Source organism: Candidatus Accumulibacter meliphilus (assembly GCF_036625345.1).
Classification (GTDB): domain Bacteria; phylum Pseudomonadota; class Gammaproteobacteria; order Burkholderiales; family Rhodocyclaceae; genus Accumulibacter; species Accumulibacter meliphilus.
The window spans coordinates 1-18052 of record NZ_JAZKTZ010000020.1; the positions used below are offsets into that span (position 1 = coordinate 1).

Annotated in this window: 13 protein-coding genes and 2 pseudogenes; all 15 read left to right on the forward strand. The window is 64.7% G+C overall.

Annotated features, from left to right (window positions below):
- Nucleotides 1–121: 121 nt before the first annotated feature.
- Nucleotides 122–1984: pseudogene (locus V5B40_RS24015) on the forward strand (ATP-binding protein); the annotation flags it as partial.
- 241 nt (nt 1985–2225) lie between these two features.
- Complete coding sequence (locus V5B40_RS25360; protein WP_434735910.1) at nt 2226–2612, forward strand: response regulator; 387 nt, start codon at nt 2226–2228, stop codon at nt 2610–2612.
- A gap of 17 nt (nt 2613–2629) precedes the next feature.
- Nucleotides 2630–3019: a response regulator gene (locus tag V5B40_RS24020; protein ID WP_332356911.1), complete on the forward strand. Its 390-nt coding sequence runs from the start codon at nt 2630–2632 to the stop codon at nt 3017–3019.
- Entirely contained in the window at nt 3012–3602 is a 591-nt protein-coding gene (locus tag V5B40_RS24025; protein WP_332356912.1) for an Hpt domain-containing protein, read from the forward strand. Before V5B40_RS24020 ends, V5B40_RS24025 begins: the two co-directional genes overlap by 8 nt.
- On the forward strand, nt 3599–5638 hold the full coding sequence (locus V5B40_RS24030; RefSeq protein WP_332356913.1) for a GAF domain-containing protein: 2040 nt from the start codon (nt 3599–3601) through the stop codon (nt 5636–5638). Before V5B40_RS24025 ends, V5B40_RS24030 begins: the two co-directional genes overlap by 4 nt.
- Entirely contained in the window at nt 5635–6291 is a 657-nt protein-coding gene (locus V5B40_RS24035) for a response regulator transcription factor (protein ID WP_332356914.1), read from the forward strand. The genes V5B40_RS24030 and V5B40_RS24035 overlap by 4 nt, the downstream gene beginning before the upstream one ends.
- 126 nt (nt 6292–6417) lie before the next feature.
- A complete protein-coding gene (locus tag V5B40_RS24040; protein WP_332356915.1) occupies nt 6418–6783 on the forward strand; it encodes a response regulator transcription factor in 366 nt (121 codons plus the stop codon).
- A complete protein-coding gene (locus tag V5B40_RS24045) occupies nt 6780–7343 on the forward strand; it encodes a PAS domain S-box protein (RefSeq protein ID WP_332356916.1) in 564 nt (187 codons plus the stop codon). Before V5B40_RS24040 ends, V5B40_RS24045 begins: the two co-directional genes overlap by 4 nt.
- Nucleotides 7344–7374: 31 nt before the next feature.
- Nucleotides 7375–7668 carry a hypothetical protein gene (locus V5B40_RS24050; protein WP_332356917.1) on the forward strand — a complete coding sequence of 98 codons (294 nt, stop codon included), beginning with the start codon at nt 7375–7377 and terminating at the stop codon, nt 7666–7668.
- 39 nt (nt 7669–7707) lie between these two features.
- Nucleotides 7708–9516, forward strand: a complete 1809-nt coding sequence (locus V5B40_RS24055; protein WP_332356918.1) for a putative bifunctional diguanylate cyclase/phosphodiesterase — start codon at nt 7708–7710, stop codon at nt 9514–9516.
- 62 nt (nt 9517–9578) lie between these two features.
- Nucleotides 9579–10388, forward strand: a complete 810-nt coding sequence (locus V5B40_RS24060) for an amino acid ABC transporter substrate-binding protein (RefSeq protein WP_332356919.1) — start codon at nt 9579–9581, stop codon at nt 10386–10388.
- A 65-nt stretch (nt 10389–10453) separates the two neighbouring features.
- A pseudogene (locus V5B40_RS24065) lies at nt 10454–11108 on the forward strand (amino acid ABC transporter permease).
- A complete protein-coding gene (locus V5B40_RS24070; RefSeq protein WP_423753312.1) occupies nt 11101–11865 on the forward strand; it encodes an amino acid ABC transporter ATP-binding protein in 765 nt (254 codons plus the stop codon). Before V5B40_RS24065 ends, V5B40_RS24070 begins: the two are co-directional and overlap by 8 nt.
- 165 nt (nt 11866–12030) lie before the next feature.
- Entirely contained in the window at nt 12031–13389 is a 1359-nt protein-coding gene (locus tag V5B40_RS24075; RefSeq protein ID WP_169065741.1) for a sodium-dependent transporter, read from the forward strand.
- Nucleotides 13390–13807: 418 nt separating this feature from the next.
- A complete protein-coding gene (locus V5B40_RS24080) occupies nt 13808–17812 on the forward strand; it encodes a PAS domain S-box protein (protein ID WP_332356920.1) in 4005 nt (1334 codons plus the stop codon).
- Nucleotides 17813–18052: the final 240 nt, after the last annotated feature.

The following is an 18052-nucleotide window of genomic DNA, read 5'->3' on the forward strand; positions in this document are numbered from 1 at the left end:
GATCGCCACCTCCTTGCCGAGGGGTATTCGGCGTTTGCGGTCCGCCCGCCGGGCGAGCGGCCGGAGTATCTGGTGATCGAGTTCATCGAGCCGGCCCAGGGTAACGAAGCCGCGATGGGTCTTGATCTACTCAGCGAAAACGCGCGTCGAGACGCGCATCGAGCGTGCGCGCGCGACTGGCGCAGCGGCGGCCACGGCGCCAATAACCCTGGTTCAGGAAACCGGACGGCAGACCAGCTTTCTGTTGATCGTGCCGATTTATCGCAATGCGGCGTCGATAGCGACCACGGAAGAGGGACAGGATGCCTTCCTGGGCGTCGTTTACGCGGCCTTTCGCATGGAGGATCTGGCCCGCGGCGTTTTCGGAGACGATCCGCAGCGTTTCGACCTGTCGGTCGACGATGTCGGTCTCGTTGGCACGCGCCGCTGGCGGTGTTGCCGACGCGCAGCCCCTGCTGCGCCTGACGGTCGTCGAGAGCAAGTCCCAGCGCGTCTTACAGTCAGCGAACGAGGCTGCTCGACTTCGCCGGTCGACAGTGGCGCCTGCGCATCGATGCCAGCGACGCGCAGGCGCGTAGTCAAGCGTACCGCCACGGTGGTTCTGGCTGGCGGTACGCTGATCAGCATGCTGATGTTCGCCCTCCTGCAGTCCTTCGCCGGATCGCGCGCGCGCGCCCTCGAACTGGCCGACGGCATGACCCACGAACTGCGCGAATCGGAGGCCCGTACGCGTGCCGTGCTCGACAACACTCTCGATGCGATCATCACCATTGACGAGCAGGGGCTGATCGAAAGCTTCAATCTGGCCGCCGAGAGGCTGTTCCGCTACACCACCACGGAGGTACTCGGGCGCAATGTCAAGATGCTGATGCCCGCGCCTTACGCCGACGCCCATGACGGCTATCTCCGTGCTTATCGGCAAACCCGGGTGCGCAAGATCATTGGTATCGATCGCGAAGTCCTTGGCCAGCGTGCCGACGGCAGTTGTTTTGCGATGGAGTTGGCGGTGACCGAGGTGATCGTGAACGACCGCCGTCGTTTCATCGGGCTGGCGCGCGACATTACCGAACGCAAGAAAATGGAGCAACTCAAGACCGAGTTCGTGTCCACGGTCAGCCATGAGCTGCGCACGCCGCTGACGTCGATTCGTGGTTCGCTGGGTCTGCTCGAAGGCGGCATCGGCGGGCAACTGCCGGCGCCGGCGAAAGCGCTGATCGGTATCGCCGCCAACAACTGCGATCGCCTGGTCGACCTGATCAACGATATTCTCGATATTGAAAGAATTGCCTCGGGCAGGATGAACTTCCAGTTCGCCACGCAGCCGCTGCTGCCCTTGATCGAGCAGGCGCTGGAGGCGAACCAGGGTTTTGCCGTACAGCATGAGGTGCGCCTCGAACTCGTCGCCCGCCCGGCCCAGGGCAGGGCGCGCATCGACGCCGACCGTTTTCTGCAGGTGCTTGCCAATCTGCTGTCGAACGCCGCCAAGTTTTCGCCGCCTGGCGAGGCGGTCGAGGTCTCCTTGCTGCGCCGCGGCGATCGCCTGCGCATAGAAGTTGCCGATCATGGCCCAGGCATCCCGGAGGAGTTTCGGGCGCGGATTTTCGAGAAGTTTTCGCAGGCCGACGGGTCGACGACGCGCGCCAGGGGCGGTTCGGGTCTTGGCCTGTCGATCTCGAAGGCGCTGGTCGAGCGCATGGGCGGTGCCATCGGCTTCAGCAGCGAGCCGGGTCAGGGCGCCCGCTTCTGGTGCGAGTTGCCCGAGGTCATGGCCGAGAGCGCGTCAATGATCGTGCCGCTGGCGAGCGCCGACGCGCCACGGGTACTCGTTTGCGCAGACGATGCTGACGTCGCGCAGCTCCTGGCGACGGTGTTGAAGCGCGCCGGATACGAGGTCGATCTGGCAGCAAGTGCGGCGCAGGCCAGAGAGTATCTCGGCAGCCGGCAGTACGCGGCGATGACGCTCGATATGGGCCTGCCCGACGAGACCGGCAGTCGACCTGCTGAGCAGCCTGCGTGCCGCCAAGGGCGGTTTCGAGGTGCCGGTAGTGGTTATCTCGGGATCGCACGATCTGGCGACGCCAGCGCTCGGTGGCGCCCTGGCGGTGGTCGACTGGCTCGACAAGCCGGTCGATGTACAGCGACTCACCGCCGCGCTGAAGCGGGCGATTCACGGGCCGGCGTCGCGGTGCGCGCGCATCCTGCATGTCGAGGACGACGCCGATCTGGTGCACATCGTTGCCGCCCAGTTCGGCAGCCTGGCAGAAATCATTGCGGCGCGTACGCTGTCCACAGCCAAGGACGAGCTGGCGACGCGGACTTTCGATGTGGTCATTCTCGACCTTGGCTTGCCGGACGGCTCGGGGCTGGAACTTCTGCCAGTGATCCAGGGACTGGAGCATCCGCCACCGGTGGTCGTCTTTTCTGCCAGCGACACCGCGACCCGAGTCGATGTGCAGCAGGCAGTCGCTGCCAGCCTCGTCAAGTCGCGTACCTCCAACGAGCGGCTGTTGCAGATTGTCCGTGAGTTGACGCAGCCGACGCAAGCGGCTGAAGCAGCCGGAGCCCGGCGGCAGCTGGTGACGGCCGGCAGGGAAGAGCAGGAGATCGCATGACAATAAGGAGAACGACGATGAGCGCTAGCTTGCAACGGATTCTTTACGTCGAGGACGAAGTCGATATTCGCACGGTCGCCAAGTTGGCGCTCGAAGCCGTCGGCGGTTTCGAGGTCGAGGTCGCCGCTTCCGGCGATGAGGCGCTGCTGCGCGTGCGCGACTTCGCGCCCGATCTGCTGCTGCTCGACGTCATGATGCCGGGCATGGACGGGCCGGCGACCTTGCGCGCCTTGCGTGCGCAGTCGCAAACGGAGTTCGTGCCGGCGATCTTCATGACCGCGCGCGCGTTGCCCGGCGAGGTCGCGGCGCTCAAGGCAGAGGGCGCCTTGGGCGTGATTACCAAGCCTTTCGATCCGTTGGCGCTGGCCGATCAGCTGCGCATGTTCTGGGAGGCTCGCGATGCCTGAATTGCCCGCCGCTGCTGCCGCCCAACTGGCGGCGCAACTGGCCGAGCTGGGCGAGGAATTCCAGCGCTCGCTGCCGGCGCGAGTGGGCCAGATCGAGGCTGCAGTGATGGCTCTCGGCGCGAGCTGGGGGGAGTGTGCGGATGGGGAGGGTTGGCGGTGCGGCGAGAGTTGCGAAGCGGCGCTGCGCGAACTGTCTGCCGCCGCGCATCGCCTCGCCGGCGCCGCCGGAACTTTCGGCTATCCCGCGCTCGGCGCCACGGCTCTCCAGATGGAGGCACTGGCACGCCAGCTGCAGGCCGATCCGGCAGCACGAGTGGTGGGCAGTGCCAGTGCCAGGGAGACTTTCGCGCGGCTTCTGGCGACGCTGAAGGCGGCGGTGGACGACGGCGCCGTTGCTGATCAGCGCGGCAGTGAGCGCCGCAAGCGTCGGCGGTTTGGCGACTGCTCCGGCGCCGCGGCCGGCGCCTGTGCTGGTCGTCGGGGACGACGAATGAGCGCCAGCGCCTTGCTCGCGATGCTCGCCAAGCGCCTGGGCCGCAATCGCGTCGACTTTGGCGGCGCACTCCTCGGAGACAAGACATGAACGACAGCATGCCGGCGGGCAAACGCATCCTGGTCGTCGAGGACGATGCACTCGTTGCCCGGGCCCTGGCGCTGCGCCTGGCCGCGCTCGGTTACGCTGTCGCCGGGCCGGTGGCCTCTGGCGAAGAGGCGGTGGCTGCGGCGGCGCGTGAGCGGCCCGACCTGGTGTTGATGGACATCGTTCTACCTGGCGCCGTAGACGGCATCGACGCGGCGCGGGTGATTATCGACGAGCAACGTGTGCCACTGCTCTATCTGACCGCCTACGCCGACGAGGAGCGCTTCGCGCGTGCGCGCATCACCGCGCCGCATGCTTATCTCATCAAACCCTATAGCGACCGCGAGCTGCAATTGGCGATTGAGCTGGCGCTGCAGCGGCACCAGCACGAGGCCTTGTTGCTTCTCGAAGCCGAGCACCAGGAGCGCCGTATCGACGAATTGGCGACAACGCTGGCGGCGCTCGTCGAAGGTTCGACCGACTGCATCTCCGCCAAGGATTCCGACGGCCGCTACATCCTCTGCAACCGTGCCGTGGAAAGTTTGCTCGGCCGGCAGCGCCAGGACATTCTCGGCCATCGTGACGAGGAGTTCTTCCCGGCCGGGATGGCTGCACGCCTGCGCGCCGACGACCAACGCCTGATGTCGGCGGCGGCGACCGAGACCTGCGAGGAAGAAATCAGCGGCGCCGCAGGCGGCGAGCGCACCTATCTGACGACCAAGGGCTGTCTGCGCATTGCCGGCGAGACGGTGGGCGTCTTCGCCATTGCCCGCGACATCAGCGGACGCAAGGAAGCCGAGCGGCGTCTGCGCCGGCTGAGTGGTTTTTTCAACGCCGTTGCGCAGATCAACCAGGCGATCATGCACGCCGAATCGGCCGCGGCCTTGCTGGTCAGCGCCTGCAAAATCGTCGTCCGCCACGGCGAAGTCGACGGTGCCTGGGTCGGCCTGCTCGACGCCGACGGCTGGATCGAGGTCGTCGCCGATTCCGGCATGGCCGGCGAATACCTGCGCGGGCTGCGCATTTCGATCGACGCGCAGCGGGCGGAGGGGCACGGCCCTAACGGCGCTGCCATGCGCGATGGCCGCCCGGCGATCTGCAACGACTTCCTGAACGACCCGCGTACGGGCCCCTGGCAGGAACGTGCCAGGGCGGCGGGCATCGCCGCTGCGGCGGTGTTTCCGATCCGCCGCGCTGGCGCCGTGGTCGGCGTCTTCAGCCTCTACGCTGGCGAAGTCGCTTATTTCGACGAGGAATTGATCGAACTGCTCGGCGAGTTGGCCAGCGACATCTCCTTCGCGCTCGATAAATTCAGCGCCGATGAGCGTCGGCAGCGTGCCGAGGCCGAGTTGCACAGCGCTCTCGATCGCCTGCACGAGGTCTCGGCACGGCTGATCGGCGTGCAGGAAGAGGAGCGGCGGCGCCTGGCCCGCGATCTGCACGACGACATCGGGCAGAACCTGACGATGATAAAAATCGTGCTGCTAGGCATGCGACCCTGGCCTGCGGGCGGCGACCGCGACGAAGTTCAGGAAGCCGCCGACATCGCCGATCGCACCCTGCAGCGTGTACGCGCCCTGTCGGTCGAGCTACGCCCGCCGCAGCTCGACGACCTGGGTCTGCTGGCGGCACTGCGCGCGCATCTCGACAACACCTGCCGCCAGGCCGGAATCGAGGCCCGCTTTATTGCCGACGAAGGCATGCCGCAGCCGCCGGAGGAGATTGCCATCGCCTGCTTCCGCATCGCCCAGGAGGCGCTGAACAATGCCGTCCGCCACGCCGGCGCGAGTGCGCTGGTGCTCGAACTGCGGCTTGCAAAAGGCTCGCTGGTGCTGTCCGTGCGCGACGATGGCCGTGGCTTTGATGCCGCAGCGGCTCTTGCCGGTGCGGCGCGCGGCAAGAGCCTCGGTCTGCTCTCGATGCAGGAACGCGCGGCGCTCGTCGGCGGGCAGCTGGAGCTGCTTTCGGAGCCGGCGCGGCGCGCCGGCAGCGAGCTGCGGGTGACGCTGCCGCTGCCACTGTCCGGAGCGCGTCAATGAGTGAGTGCATCCGCGTCCTTCTCGCCGACGATCACGGCCTGGTGCGCGCCGGCATTCGTTCGCTGCTGGGCGGGGTCAACGGCGTCGAAGTCGTCGGCGAAGCCGACGACGGCGCTGGCGCCATCGCGCGCGTCGGCGAGTGCCTGCCGGATGTGCTGCTGATCGACATCGCCATGAAGGACATGAACGGGCTGCTGGCGACCGCCGAAATCCGTCGCCACTATCCGGCGGTACGGGTGATCGTGTTGTCGATGCACAGCGATGCCGAGTACGTGCTGCAGGCGCTACAGGCCGGTGCCACCGGCTACCTGATCAAGGACGCGGCGCCGATCGAACTGGAACTCGCGCTGCGCGCGGTAATGCGCGGCGAAAGCTGGCTATCGCCAAGCATTTCGCGGCAGGTGGTCGACGGCTATCTTGCCCGTCTCAACGGTGACCCTCCGGCCGCCGATGCCCTGACGCCGCGCCAACGCGAGATCCTTTGCCGTATCGCCGCCGGCAACGGGGTCAAGGAGATCGCCTTCGATCTCGGTATCAGCACCAAGACCGTCGAGTCGCACCGCGCCCAGATCATGGAGCGGCTGGGAATACACGAGGTCGCTGGCCTGACCCGCTACGCCATTCGCAACGGACTGGTTTCCGCCTCCGCTTAGGCTTGTCCGCGCCTGAGGCGATTGCCGACCGGGATTTTTCTGGTCGAGTCTGGGGGATTGCCCGATGGCGCCGGGCCGTCGCAGCCGCCAGACTGACAGCCATCTTCAATGCAGTGGATGGCTGTCATGCGTGTGATCAAGGTGTTGTTGGTCGATGATTCTCCCGACTTTCGCAAGCTGCTGGGCCGCCTGCTGCGCGGGCTGGGTTTCGAGATAGCCGCGAGCGTCGGCTCCGGGGAAGAAGCGCTGCAGCTTCTCGCCAGCGAGCACCCCGATGTCGTCATTCTCGATATCGCGATGCCAGGCTTGAGTGGCCTTGAAACCGCGCAGCGCATCCGCGCGCTATCTGCGGACGTCAAGTTGCTGATTCTTTCCCTGCACGCGACCCCGGAGTATCAGGAAGCGGCGGCGGCGATCGGCGTCGACGCCTACGTCTGCAAGTCCAATCTGGTGCCTGAATTGCCGCGCGTGCTGGCTGAGCTGAGCGCATGAAAGCCGACCTCGCGCCTGGCTCACCGGCGTGTCTCGCCCAGCCGCCGGACGCTGCTGAGGAAACGCGCAGCCTGCTTGCGCTGACGGCCGCCGAGGCGCGCTACCGTGGCGTACTCGAAGCGGCCGCCGACGCCATTTTTCTGGTCGATGCGGGCGGCAGCATCCTGCTCGCCAACAGCAGCGCCGAACGGATGTTCGGCTATCGTCCGGGTTCCCTGAGCGGACTATGCATCGACCTGCTGGTTCCCGAGGCCAAGCGTGCGGCGCATGGTGAGCACCGCGCCCGCTTTGACGCGCAGCCGCGCCACGGCAGCAGGCGCCTCACGCATCTCGCCGGACAGCGTCGCGATGGCAGCGTCTTCCCCGCCGAGATCAGCCTGAGCTACATCAACGAAGCTTCCGGAACGATCGTCACCTGCGCCGTTCGTGACGTCAGCGAACGCGACCGCCAGGCGCTGGCACTGCGGCGGCTGAATGCCTCGCTGCGTCTGATCCACGATTGCAACGCGGCGCTGGTGCGCGCCGGCAGCGAGAGCGAGATGATCGCCGGGCATCGTTGACCGCCTGCATCGACAAGGCGGCTATTCGGCGGTGTGGGTCGAGCTTGTCGATCGCGAGCATGGCGAGGCTCGCCTGGCGGTCGAAGCCGCGGCCCTGGTCGCGGCGTCTTCTCTGGACTCGCTGGATGGCGATCTCTGGCGTAGCGGCTTTCGCCGCCAGTTGACGCTGCCTGCCCTGGAGCAGGGGCAGGCGCGAAGCTGCCTGTTTGCAGCGGCCGACGGCCTTGCCGAATGGAGCGCCGACCTTGCCGCTTGCGGGCAGTGCGCGGGATGGCCCTGCCGCTGGTCGGGCGTGGCGTGCCGATCGGCATCCTCAACCTGCTGACGGCCGCTCCACAATGGCTTCGATGAAGACGCCTGCAAGGTGCTCGAAGAGCTCGCCGACGACCTTGCCTACGGGATTTTCGCGCAGCGCGCCGAAGCCGGCATGCGGCTCCTCAAGCGTGCTGTCGAAGCGTCGGCCAACGGCGTCATGATCACCGATGCGCTCCAGCACGATCACCCGATCACCTACGTCAATCCTGGCTTTGAAGCGATCACCGGTTATAGCGCCAGCGAAGTGCTCGGCAACAGCGGCCGTTTTCTGCTCGCTGGCGACCGCGATCAGTTGGCGCTCAACGAGTTGCGTCAGGCGCTGCGCGAGCGCCGCGGTACGCAGGTGACGCTGCGTTGTTTGCGCAAGGACGGGTCGCCGCTGTGGGCCGAACTGAACGTCTCGCCGGTGTGCTCGGCCGATGGCACGCTCGGCCACTTCGTCAGTGTCTTCCACGATATCAGTGAGCGTCGGCGTTACGAAGAGGAGCTCGAACACCAGGCCAACCATGACTCGCTGACCGGATTGCCCAACCGCAACCTGCTGCGCGACCGTCAGCAGCAGGCGATTGCCTATGCCGAACGGCACGATTCGAGCCTGGCTCTGCTGGCTGTCGATATCGACCAGTTCAAACGGGTCAATAACAGCCATGGGCACGGCTATGGCGACCAGTTGCTGCGTATCGTCGCCGAGCGGCTCGCCGACAGCGTGCGCGACGGTGATACGGTTGCCCGTCTGGGCGGTGACGAGTTCGTGATCATTCTCGCCGAGCCGCTCGGCGATGATGAAGTGGCGCGCGTCATCGCGCGCATCCTGGAAAAAGTGGCGCAGCCGGTCGATCTCGATGGGCATGCGCTGGCGATCAGTTGCAGCATCGGCGCCAGTCTTTTCCCGCGTGACGGTCGCGATCCGGAGACCCTGTTGAAGAACGCCGACGCGGCCATGCATCGCGCCAAGGCCAGAGGCCGCGGCTCCTTCCACTTCTACCAGGCCGAGATGAACGAGCGGGTCGCCGGGCAATTGGCCATCGAAGCGGATCTCGGGCGCGCGCTCGAGCGTGGCGAGCTCGAGCTCCACTACCAGCCGCAGCTCGATCTGCTCAGCGGCAAAATCGTCGGCGCGGAAGCGCTGTTGCGCTGGCGGCATCCCGTGCGCGGGATGATTGCCCCCAAGGATTTCATCACCCTTGCCGAAGACACAGGCCTGATCGTGCCGATTGGTCAATGGGTCATCGAAACCGCCTGCCAGCAAGTGCGCGCCTGGCGGGACGCTGGCCTGGCGACGCCACGGCTGGCGATCAATCTGTCGGCGCGACAGTTCGAGAGTGACGATCTGGCCGAACAGCTGGCCGCCGCGGTCGCCCGCGCCGGGCTGGACGGCGGGGCCCTCGAAGTCGAACTGACGGAAAGCCTCGCTCTGCAGGACATCGACCGGGTGACCGCGATCCTGAAGAAGATTCGCCAGGCCGGGGTGACGATGGCCATGGATGATTTCGGGACCGGCTTCTCGTCGCTCGCCCATCTGCTGCGCATCACCGTCGACCGGATCAAGATCGACCGCTGCTTCGTGCGTGACATTCTCAGCGACCGCACCGCGGCGGCCGTCGCGCTGGCGGTGATCGCCATGGCCAAGAGCCTGGGGGTGACGGTCATTGCCGAAGGCGTCGAGACCGAGGCGCAGCTGGAGTTCCTGCGCGACAGCGCTTGCGATGAAATGCAGGGCTTTTACTTCAGCCGACCCTTGCCTAGCCAGGAATTCGAGGTCCTGCTGCGCGAGGCGCGTGGCCTGAGCTTTGCCGGGAGCAGCGCGGCCGAAGACAAGGATGACGGCGCGCCGACGCTCCTGCTGCGGGGAGTCTGAGCGAAGCCAGCGCCAGACCCTGTTATCATGCCGCCCTTTCCACGCATTCTTGAAGAAAAGACATGAGAAAACAGACCTCGCTAGTGATCGTCGCCCTTCTGGCCGTAACACTGCTCGCCGCCTGTGGCAAGAAGGAAGCCACTCCGCAAAGCACCGCAGCAGCAGCGGCACCGGCACCGGCGGCAATGATCGTCGTCGGACTGGACGACAATTTTCCGCCGATGGGCTTTCGTGACGAAAGCAATACCCTGGTCGGTTTCGACATCGATCTGGCCAGCGAAGCCGGCAAGCGCCTGGGCGCCGAGGTGAGCTTCAAACCGATCGACTGGAATGCCAAGGAAGCCGAGTTGAGCAGCAAGCGGGTGGACGTCCTGTGGAACGGCCTGACGATCACCGACGCGCGCAAGGAAAAGATCCTGTTCACCACGCCGTATCTCGAAAACCGCCAGATCATCATTGTCACCGAAGGGTCGCCGGTGAACAGCAAAGCCGACCTGGCCGGCAAGGTGGTCGGCGTTCAGGACGGCAGCAGCGCCATCGAAGCGGTCGAGAAGGATGCTGCGACGGCCAAGTCGCTGCAGGAACTGAAGAAGTTTGGTGACAACGTGACGGCGCTGATGGATCTCAGCGTTGGCCGACTCGATGCGCTGGTGGTCGACGAGGTGGTCGGGCGCTACTACACCACCAAGAAGCCCGGTGAGTACCGCGTGCTCGAGGAGAACTTCGGGACCGAAGACTACGGCGTCGGTACTCGCAAGGACGACACCGAGCTGATGGCCAGGCTGCAGAAGGCGATGGACGAAATGAAGAATGACGGTTCCGCCGCCGCCATTTCGACGAAATGGTTCGGCAAGGACATCATCAAGAAATAGCCCGGACGGTTGGCGGGGGCGGCTTGCACGCTAGCCGCCCCACACCGGCTGTTGAGAAATAGCGCATGGATTATGTGATGCAAATAATGGGTCCCCTGCTCGAAGGCACAGGGGTCACCCTGCAGGTGTTCGTCATTACCTTCGTTCTGGCGGTACCGTTCGGCTTGTGCCTGGCGCTGCTGCGCGTTTCGCGTTTTGCTGCCGTCAGCGGCCTGGTCAACGGCTACATCTGGCTGATGCGCGGCACGCCCTTGATGCTGCAGATGCTGTTCATCTATTTCGCCCTGCCTTTCGTGCCGGTGATCGGCATTCGCCTGCCGGACTTCACGGCGGCGATCGTCGCCTTCGTTCTCAACTATGCGGCCTACTATCGCCGAGATTTTTCGCGCCGGCATCCAGTCGATCGACCGCGGTCAGTACGAGGGCGCGCGCGTGCTTGGCTTGAGCTACACGCAAACGATGCGCCGCATCGTGCTGCCGCAGGTCTTCAAGCGCATCCTGCCGCCGCTGAGCAACGAGACCATCACCCTGGTCAAGGACACTTCGCTGATTTACGTGCTGGCCATGAACGACCTGCTGCGCGCCGCGCGCGGCATCGTCCAGCGCGATTTCACAACCACGCCTTTCATCGTCGCCGCGGCTTTCTATCTGGTGATGACGCTGGTGCTGACGCTCGCTTTCCAGCATCTGGAAAAGAAGTACGCGGTGTACGATGAATAGCCCGATGATTCACGCGCTCGACGTGCACAAGCGCTTTGCTGCGGTGGAAGTACTCAAGGGCGTCTCGCTGGACGTCGGTAAGGGCGAAGTCGTGGCGATCATTGGTCCCTCCGGATCGGGCAAGAGCACTTTCCTGCGTTGCCTCAATCATCTCGAAACCATCGACCGTGGGCGCATCGACATCGAAGGCGAAACCCTCGTCGGCACGGACGAGACGGCGCTCTGCCGCTACGTCGCCGACATCGAACTGCGGCGCATCTGCCGCAAGATGGGCATGGTCTTTCAGCACTTCAACCTCTTTCCGCACTTGACCGTGCTGCAGAACCTCATCGAAGCACCGCTGACGGTCAAGGGATTGCGTCGCCAGGACGTTCTTCCCAAGGCTGACGAGCTGTTGCGTAAAGTTGGCTTGCTCGACAAGCGCGATAGCTACCCGGCGCGGCTCTCGGGTGGCCAGAAGCAGCGCGTGGCGATTGCCCGGGCGCTGGCCATGGAGCCGGACATCATGCTTTTCGACGAGCCGACCTCGGCGCTCGATCCGGAACTCACCGGCGAAGTCTTGCGCACCATCCGCGAGTTGGCCGAAGAACGGATGACGATGCTGGTGGTGACGCACGAGATGGCTTTTGCACGCGAGGTGGCCAGCCGCGTGGTGTTCATGGACGGCGGCGAAATTGTCGAAGCGCGTCCGGCGAAGGAGCTGTTTGCCGCCCCCGAACATCCGCGTACGCGGGCGTTTCTGGAGAACATGCTCTAAGACCGAGGACTGCCTGCGCCGAGCGCGCAGGGCGCAAGCACGAAAGCGCTTTGCCCGGCAGTCTTCCCCCTTCCTTGCACCTCGACCGTCAGAGAGCGCCAGCGGCCGCTCCGCGGAACGGTTGCGTGCTTTTGCCCATTCAGTAATTCAGTATTCGGAGACACGATGAATCAATCTTCCCGCGACGGTTTCACCAGCTCATTCGGCGTCCTGGTGGCGACGCTCGGCTCGGCCGTCGGACTCGGCAACATCTGGAAATTCCCTTCACTGACCGGCGCCAATGGCGGCGCCGGTTTCCTGCTCGTCTATCTGCTGGCAACCCTGCTGGTCGGTCTGCCGGTGATGATCGCCGAGACCATGCTCGGGCGTGCGGCGCGGGCCAACGCGGTGAGCGCTTTCGACCGGGTCGCGCCGCGCGGCCAGTGGTGGTGGAAGAGTATCGGCTGGATGGGCTTCGCGGCGGCAGTGCTGATTCTCGCCTTCTACTCGGAAGTGGCCGGCTGGGTCTATGCCTACGTCTTCAAAGCCATGGCCGGGCAGATCGCCACCACCGATCCGCAGCTGGCCGGCGCCATATTTGCCGAGTTGGTGGCGAATCCGCTTAGCTCGCTGTTCTGGCAGTGGGTGGTGTTGGCGGTGACCGGCAGCATCATCATGTTCGGCGTCGCCAAGGGCATTGAAGCGGTGACCCGCAAACTGATGCCGCTGCTCTTCATCCTGCTGCTGGTGCTCTGCGCGCGCAGCCTGACCCTGCCCGGAGCGAGCGCCGGCCTGAGCTTCCTGTTCAGCCCGGATCTGGCGAAAATCACCCCGGCCGTCCTGCTTACGGCGCTCGGCCTGGCCTTCTTCAAGCTCTCCATCGGCATGGGCTGCATGCTCACCTACGGCAGTTATTTCCGCGACAACCAGAACATCCCGGTGACCGCCACGCGGGTCATGTTTGCCGATTTGTCGGTATCCTTGCTGGCCGGTATGGCCATCTTTCCGGCCGTGTTTGCCTTCGGCTTTGAACCCGCGGCCGGCCCATCGCTGGTCTTCATGACCATTCCCGCCGTGTTTACGGCCATGCCCGGCGGCACGCTGTTCATGACTTTGTTCTTCATCCTGACGGCGATCGCCAGCGTTGGCGCGATGCTCTCGTTGCTCGAGGTGCCGGTGGCGATTCTCTCCGAACGCTATGGCCTGGGCCGCAAGCGCGCCTCCTTGTGCACCATCGGTGTGGTTGCCGCCCTGGGAGTGCCGGCAGCGCTGTCGGCAAGTCTGACCAGTGAGCTCAAGGTCTTCGGCATGAATCCCTTCGACCTCTTCGACTTCCTCAGTTCCAATGTGCTCCTGCCGCTCGGCGGGATTCTGATCTGTCTCTTCGTCGGCTGGGTCTATGGATTGCCGGAAATGGCCCGGCAGTTGAGCAACGCTGGAGCGCTGCGCAACAAGCGGCTGGTGAGCCTGGTTTTCTTCCTGGTTCGCTTCGTGGCGCCGCTGTCGATCGCCGCGGTGCTGCTGCATGGGCTGAAGGTGTTTTGAGGCCGGTAGCGCGCGACGGGTCGGTTTCCAGGCGGAACTGCAGCCTGGTGTAGTGGGCTGCATTCCTGATGAGATTTGCGGCAAGCATCGCCGACCTACCGTCATTGCGAGGAGGCGCAGCCGACGCGGCAATGACGGTGAGCGGGGGGCGGGTGCCGGCTGTGGCGACGAGGGCAGCGGGGTGGAAGATGCGACTGCCAGTCAGCAAAAGTCTTTCATGCTGCCTTCAGGCTCGCCGAAAGTCTCATCAACAACGCCGCACTACACTAGACTCCATTCTTTTGTGAACCGCCGTCCGCTTGCCAACCGCGCGACTTGCACGCCATGAATCTGCCGATCAAACCGCTGCGCGAGGATTCGACGTGCGTGCTCTCAACGACGCCGCATTGCTGCATCATTGCTCCGCTCGAGGGGTGGCTTGAACGCTGAGTCAGGCGCAAACTCAGCCGCGCTCGCCGCCCGAGCCGCCGCGTCGGGGCGACCGCTCTGGCTGTGGCTGGCTTCGCGCTTTGTTCTGGCCGGCGTACTGCCGCTGCTGGTGGTTGCTGCGCTGTTGCTGGCGGTGCCCCTACCACAGGCACGTGATGAGATTGACAGTCAGCAGCGAGCACTTGCCCGTGTCATCGCCAGCCAGGTGGAGGTACAGCTGCTCGGCGCCGAGCGCGAATTGTCGGCGACCGCCGCGCATCTTCGCCAGGGAGTTGGGCAGCCGCCGTCGTTCGCGTTAGACGCCCTGGACGCACACGCCGGCGTCGGTGATGTCTTCGCGGCGATTTACATCGTCGGCGCCGACGATGCCGTGTACGCCGTCGGGCTTCCCGCCGGACAGCGCGGCCAGCGGCAAGAGCCGTTGTCAATGGAGCTCTCCGACGGGGCGCTCCTGGGTCAGGCGCGTACGCGCGGCGGGCCGGTGTGGTCGGAGGTCTTCCTGTCGGAGGTCAGTGCACGCCTGGCGGTGAGCCTGGCGATTCCGGTCGGTGAAGACGTCCTGCTTGGCGAAGTATCGATCGATCGGCTCGGCGAGTTTCTTGAGCGCCTGCCAGGCGAAGCCGGGATGTCGACAATGATTCTCGACCGCCGTGGCGAGGTCATTGTCAGTTCACAAAGCCGTTCTGACGCTCGGCAACTCGAGCTCGCTCAGTTGCCGCTGCTTGGCGACGGCCTGCATGGGCGGTTCAGCAGCCGGAATTTCATCTGGGGCGGCGAGCGCTTTATTGGCACGCTGACCAGCATTCCGCAACTCGGCTGGATGGTTCTCGTCGCGCAGCCGCGAAGTGAGGCTTATGAACCTTTTCTGGCCACTTTCCGGGCTCTGGCTGCGGGCTTGTTGGCGGCACTGTTGTTGGCCATCAGCGCGACCTGGATCGTGGCGCGAGGTTTCGCCCGGCGCATCGGTGCCTACGCAGCACAAGCGCAGGCGTTTGCCGACGGCGACTACGAACGGCCCTGGCCGAATGCGCACGTCAAGGAACTGGATAGCCTGGCGGAGCATCTCGATCGCATGTCGCTGGCCATTCGCCAGCGCGAGCGCGAGCTGGCGATCAGCGAGGCCCGCTATCGCTCGCTGATCAGCAATCTGCCCCTGGTGATTTTCCAGTTCGACGCCCAGGGCGTGTTTACGCTCAGCGAAGGCAAGGGGCTGCTGAACGCCGGCTGGCAAGCTGGCAGGGCGGTCGGGCAGTCGATCTTTTCTCTTTATCGCCACGACCCCGAGGTTTGCGCGAACGCTCGCCGCGCGCTTGCCGGTGAGACCCTGCACTTCACCCTGCGCGTCCACAACACGGTTTTCGAGACCTATTTCAATCCCGTCCGGGAGGGGGACGGCGCGCTGGAAGTGATCGGAGTGGCCGTTGATATCAGCGATCGCGTACGCGCCGAGGAGCAATTGCGGCAAGCGAACATGGTGCTGGAAACCAGCCCGGCGATGCTTTTCCGCTGGCGCGCCGAAAAAGGTTGGCCGGCGGTATTTGTTTCCGACAACGTCAGCCAGCTGGGTTATTCGTCAGCGGAGTTGTTGGATGGATCGATTCGTTTCGACGCTCTGATTCACCCGGACGACCGGCAAAGGGTTGCTGCCGAGGTGCAAGCCTACACCGAACACGACGACGACCATTTTCAGCAGGAATATCGCGTCGTCTGCCGGGACGGCACGATTCTCTGGCTTGACGACAGGACTGCCGTCGAGCGCAACGCGGCCGGGCAGGTGACCGACTATCTGGGTATCGTCATCGACATCAGCGAGCGCAAACACGCGGAACAGGTGCTGCAGCGAGTCAACCGGCAGCTGGCCATGATCAGCGAGTGCAATCAGGCGCTGATTCGTGCCAGCGACGAGAGCGAATTGCTGAACACCGTCTGCGAGATCGTCGTGCAGGTCGGTGCTTACCGAATGGCCTGGGTCGGTTACGCGGAAAATGACGCCGCGCAGAGCGTGCGACCGGTGGCGCACGCTGGCCATGCATCCGGCCACCTCGAGCAGATGAATTGCTCCTGGGCCGAAAGCGAGCGCGGGCGCTGCGCCAGCGGTATCGCCATTCGTAGCGGCCACCCGTGCGTGCTGGCAAACCTCGCCAATGAGCCCGGCTTCAGACCCTGGCGCGCTGGCGCCATGGAGCGGGGTTATGTTGCCCTGTGCGCCTTGCCGCTGCGGCATGGCGAGCGGATCCTGGGCGCCTTGAGCATTTACTCGGCGGTCCTGGGGGCCTTCGACGCCGAGGAAGTGGATCTGTTGAGCGAGCTGGCGGACGATCTGAGCTTCGGCATCAGCGTCTTGCGTACGCGGATCGAGCGTCAACAGTCCGAACGGGCGCTGCGCGAGAGCGAGGCGCGCTACCGGCTTCTCTTCGACGGCAATCCGCACCCGATGTGGGTCTACGACCGGGACTCGCTTGCCTTCCTGACCGTCAATGATGCAGCACTGCGCAAGTATGGATATTCGCGCGCTGAATTCCTGAGCATGCCGGTGAGCGACATACGCCGCAGCGACGACACACCGCTTCTCCTCGAGGATGTCGTCGCGGTTGAAGAGACCGGCGACTGCCCCGGGGTCTGGCAACATGTCACCAAAGACGGAACGATCATCGACGTCGAAATCGTGGCCCACGCCATCTCCTACCAGGGGCGTGCGGCGGAACTGGTTCTGGCCGAAGACATCACCGAGCGCAGGCGCGCCGAGCAGGCGCTGCTGGAGAGCGAGTTGCAATATCGCGAACTCGTCGAAAACGCCAACAGCATCATTTTGCGCTGGAGTCGAGAGGGCAGGATCAACTTCATCAACGACTTCGGTCTGAAGTTTTTTGGCTACTCGGAAGACGAATTGCTTGGCCAGCATGTGATTGGCAGCATCGTTCCGCCCTATGAAACGAGTGGCAAGGATCTGCGCCCGCTGATGCAGGATATCTGTCGTGATCCGGAGAGCTTCGAGCGCAATATCAACGAGAACATGCGCCGCGGCGGTGAGCGCGTCTGGGTCTCGTGGACCAATCGGGCGATCAGCAACGGCCGCGGAGAGGTGGTGGAGGTCTTCAGTGTCGGCTCCGACATCACCGAGCGTCGTCAGGTCGAGGAGGAGCTACGACGCTATCGCGAACACCTCGAGGAACTGGTCGCCGAGCGCACCGACGAGTTGCGCCAGGCGATGGCGCAACTGCTGCAGGCGGAAAAGCTCGCCGCGCTCGGCAACCTGGTTGCCGGCGTGGCGCACGAACTGAACACACCGCTCGGCAACGCGCGCGTCGTCGCCAGCGTCCTCGGCGAACAGTTTCGCGAGTTCGCGGAGGCCGTTGCCAGCGGCCGCCTGAACCGTGCCCAGGTCGACACCCTGCTCAGCCGAGGTCGCGAAGCGCTTGACCTGCTCGAACGCAATACCGCCCGCGCCGCCGAACTGATCGGCCACTTCAAGCAGGTGGCTGTCGATCAGAGCAGCGCCCGCCGACGCGTGTTCAACCTGCGGCAGACCGTCGAGGAGATGCTCGTCACCCTGCGTCCCGGTTTCAAACACAGCCGGCACCACATCGAGCTGGCCATCCCCGCCGACCTGGCGATGGACAGCTACCCCGGTCCGCTCGAACAGGTCATCGCCAACCTCGTCGGCAACTCGCTGGCGCATGGCTTCGAGGGCTTCGAGGGCAGCGCCGGGGGCCGCATCGAGATCATGGCGCACACCGTTGCTCCCGATCAGGTCGTTCTGCGCTACCGCGACAATGGCAAAGGCATCCCCGCCGACACCCTCAACCGCATCTTCGAACCTTTCTTCACCACTCGCCTCGGCCAGGGCGGCAGCGGCCTCGGGCTGTACATCGTCTACAACCTGGTGACCGCAGTACTGGGCGGCAGCATCGAGGTCGATAGTCCGCCAGGGCAGGGTGCGAGTTTTACGCTGACTTTGCCGCGCTTCGCGCCGGAGCGTGTGGTGGGTGCTTGAGGGGGGGGTGTGGGGTGCGGCGTGTGGCGCTGGGCGATTGACGATCGCGGGCCGGGGGGCGTGTTTGGTTTCGGTACCTCTGTTGAGTGAGATTGTGACAATTTGCGTCACTTGAGTGACGGAATTTGGCGCCGTTGATCGGCGCTGCGTGCGGAAAGTCACGCTTTTGCGTGCTTTAAGGCCCCTGGCACGGAACTTGATACTGCTTAAATCAACGGATTGTCCGTTGCGCTCACTGGA

Excerpts from the sequence above, each read along its gene's own strand:
- V5B40_RS24020 (WP_332356911.1), top strand. The coding sequence starts at position 2,630 with ATGAGCGCTAGCTTGCAACGGATTCTTTACGTCGAGGACGAAGTCGAT.
- V5B40_RS24025 (WP_332356912.1), top strand. The coding sequence starts at position 3,012 with ATGCCTGAATTGCCCGCCGCTGCTGCCGCCCAACTGGCGGCGCAACTG.
- V5B40_RS24030 (WP_332356913.1), top strand. The coding sequence starts at position 3,599 with ATGAACGACAGCATGCCGGCGGGCAAACGCATCCTGGTCGTCGAGGAC.
- V5B40_RS24035 (WP_332356914.1), top strand. The coding sequence starts at position 5,635 with ATGAGTGAGTGCATCCGCGTCCTTCTCGCCGACGATCACGGCCTGGTG.
- V5B40_RS24040 (WP_332356915.1), top strand. The coding sequence starts at position 6,418 with ATGCGTGTGATCAAGGTGTTGTTGGTCGATGATTCTCCCGACTTTCGC.
- V5B40_RS24045 (WP_332356916.1), top strand. The coding sequence starts at position 6,780 with ATGAAAGCCGACCTCGCGCCTGGCTCACCGGCGTGTCTCGCCCAGCCG.
- V5B40_RS24060 (WP_332356919.1), top strand. The coding sequence starts at position 9,579 with ATGAGAAAACAGACCTCGCTAGTGATCGTCGCCCTTCTGGCCGTAACA.
- V5B40_RS24070 (WP_423753312.1), top strand. The coding sequence starts at position 11,101 with ATGAATAGCCCGATGATTCACGCGCTCGACGTGCACAAGCGCTTTGCT.
- V5B40_RS24075 (WP_169065741.1), top strand. The coding sequence starts at position 12,031 with ATGAATCAATCTTCCCGCGACGGTTTCACCAGCTCATTCGGCGTCCTG.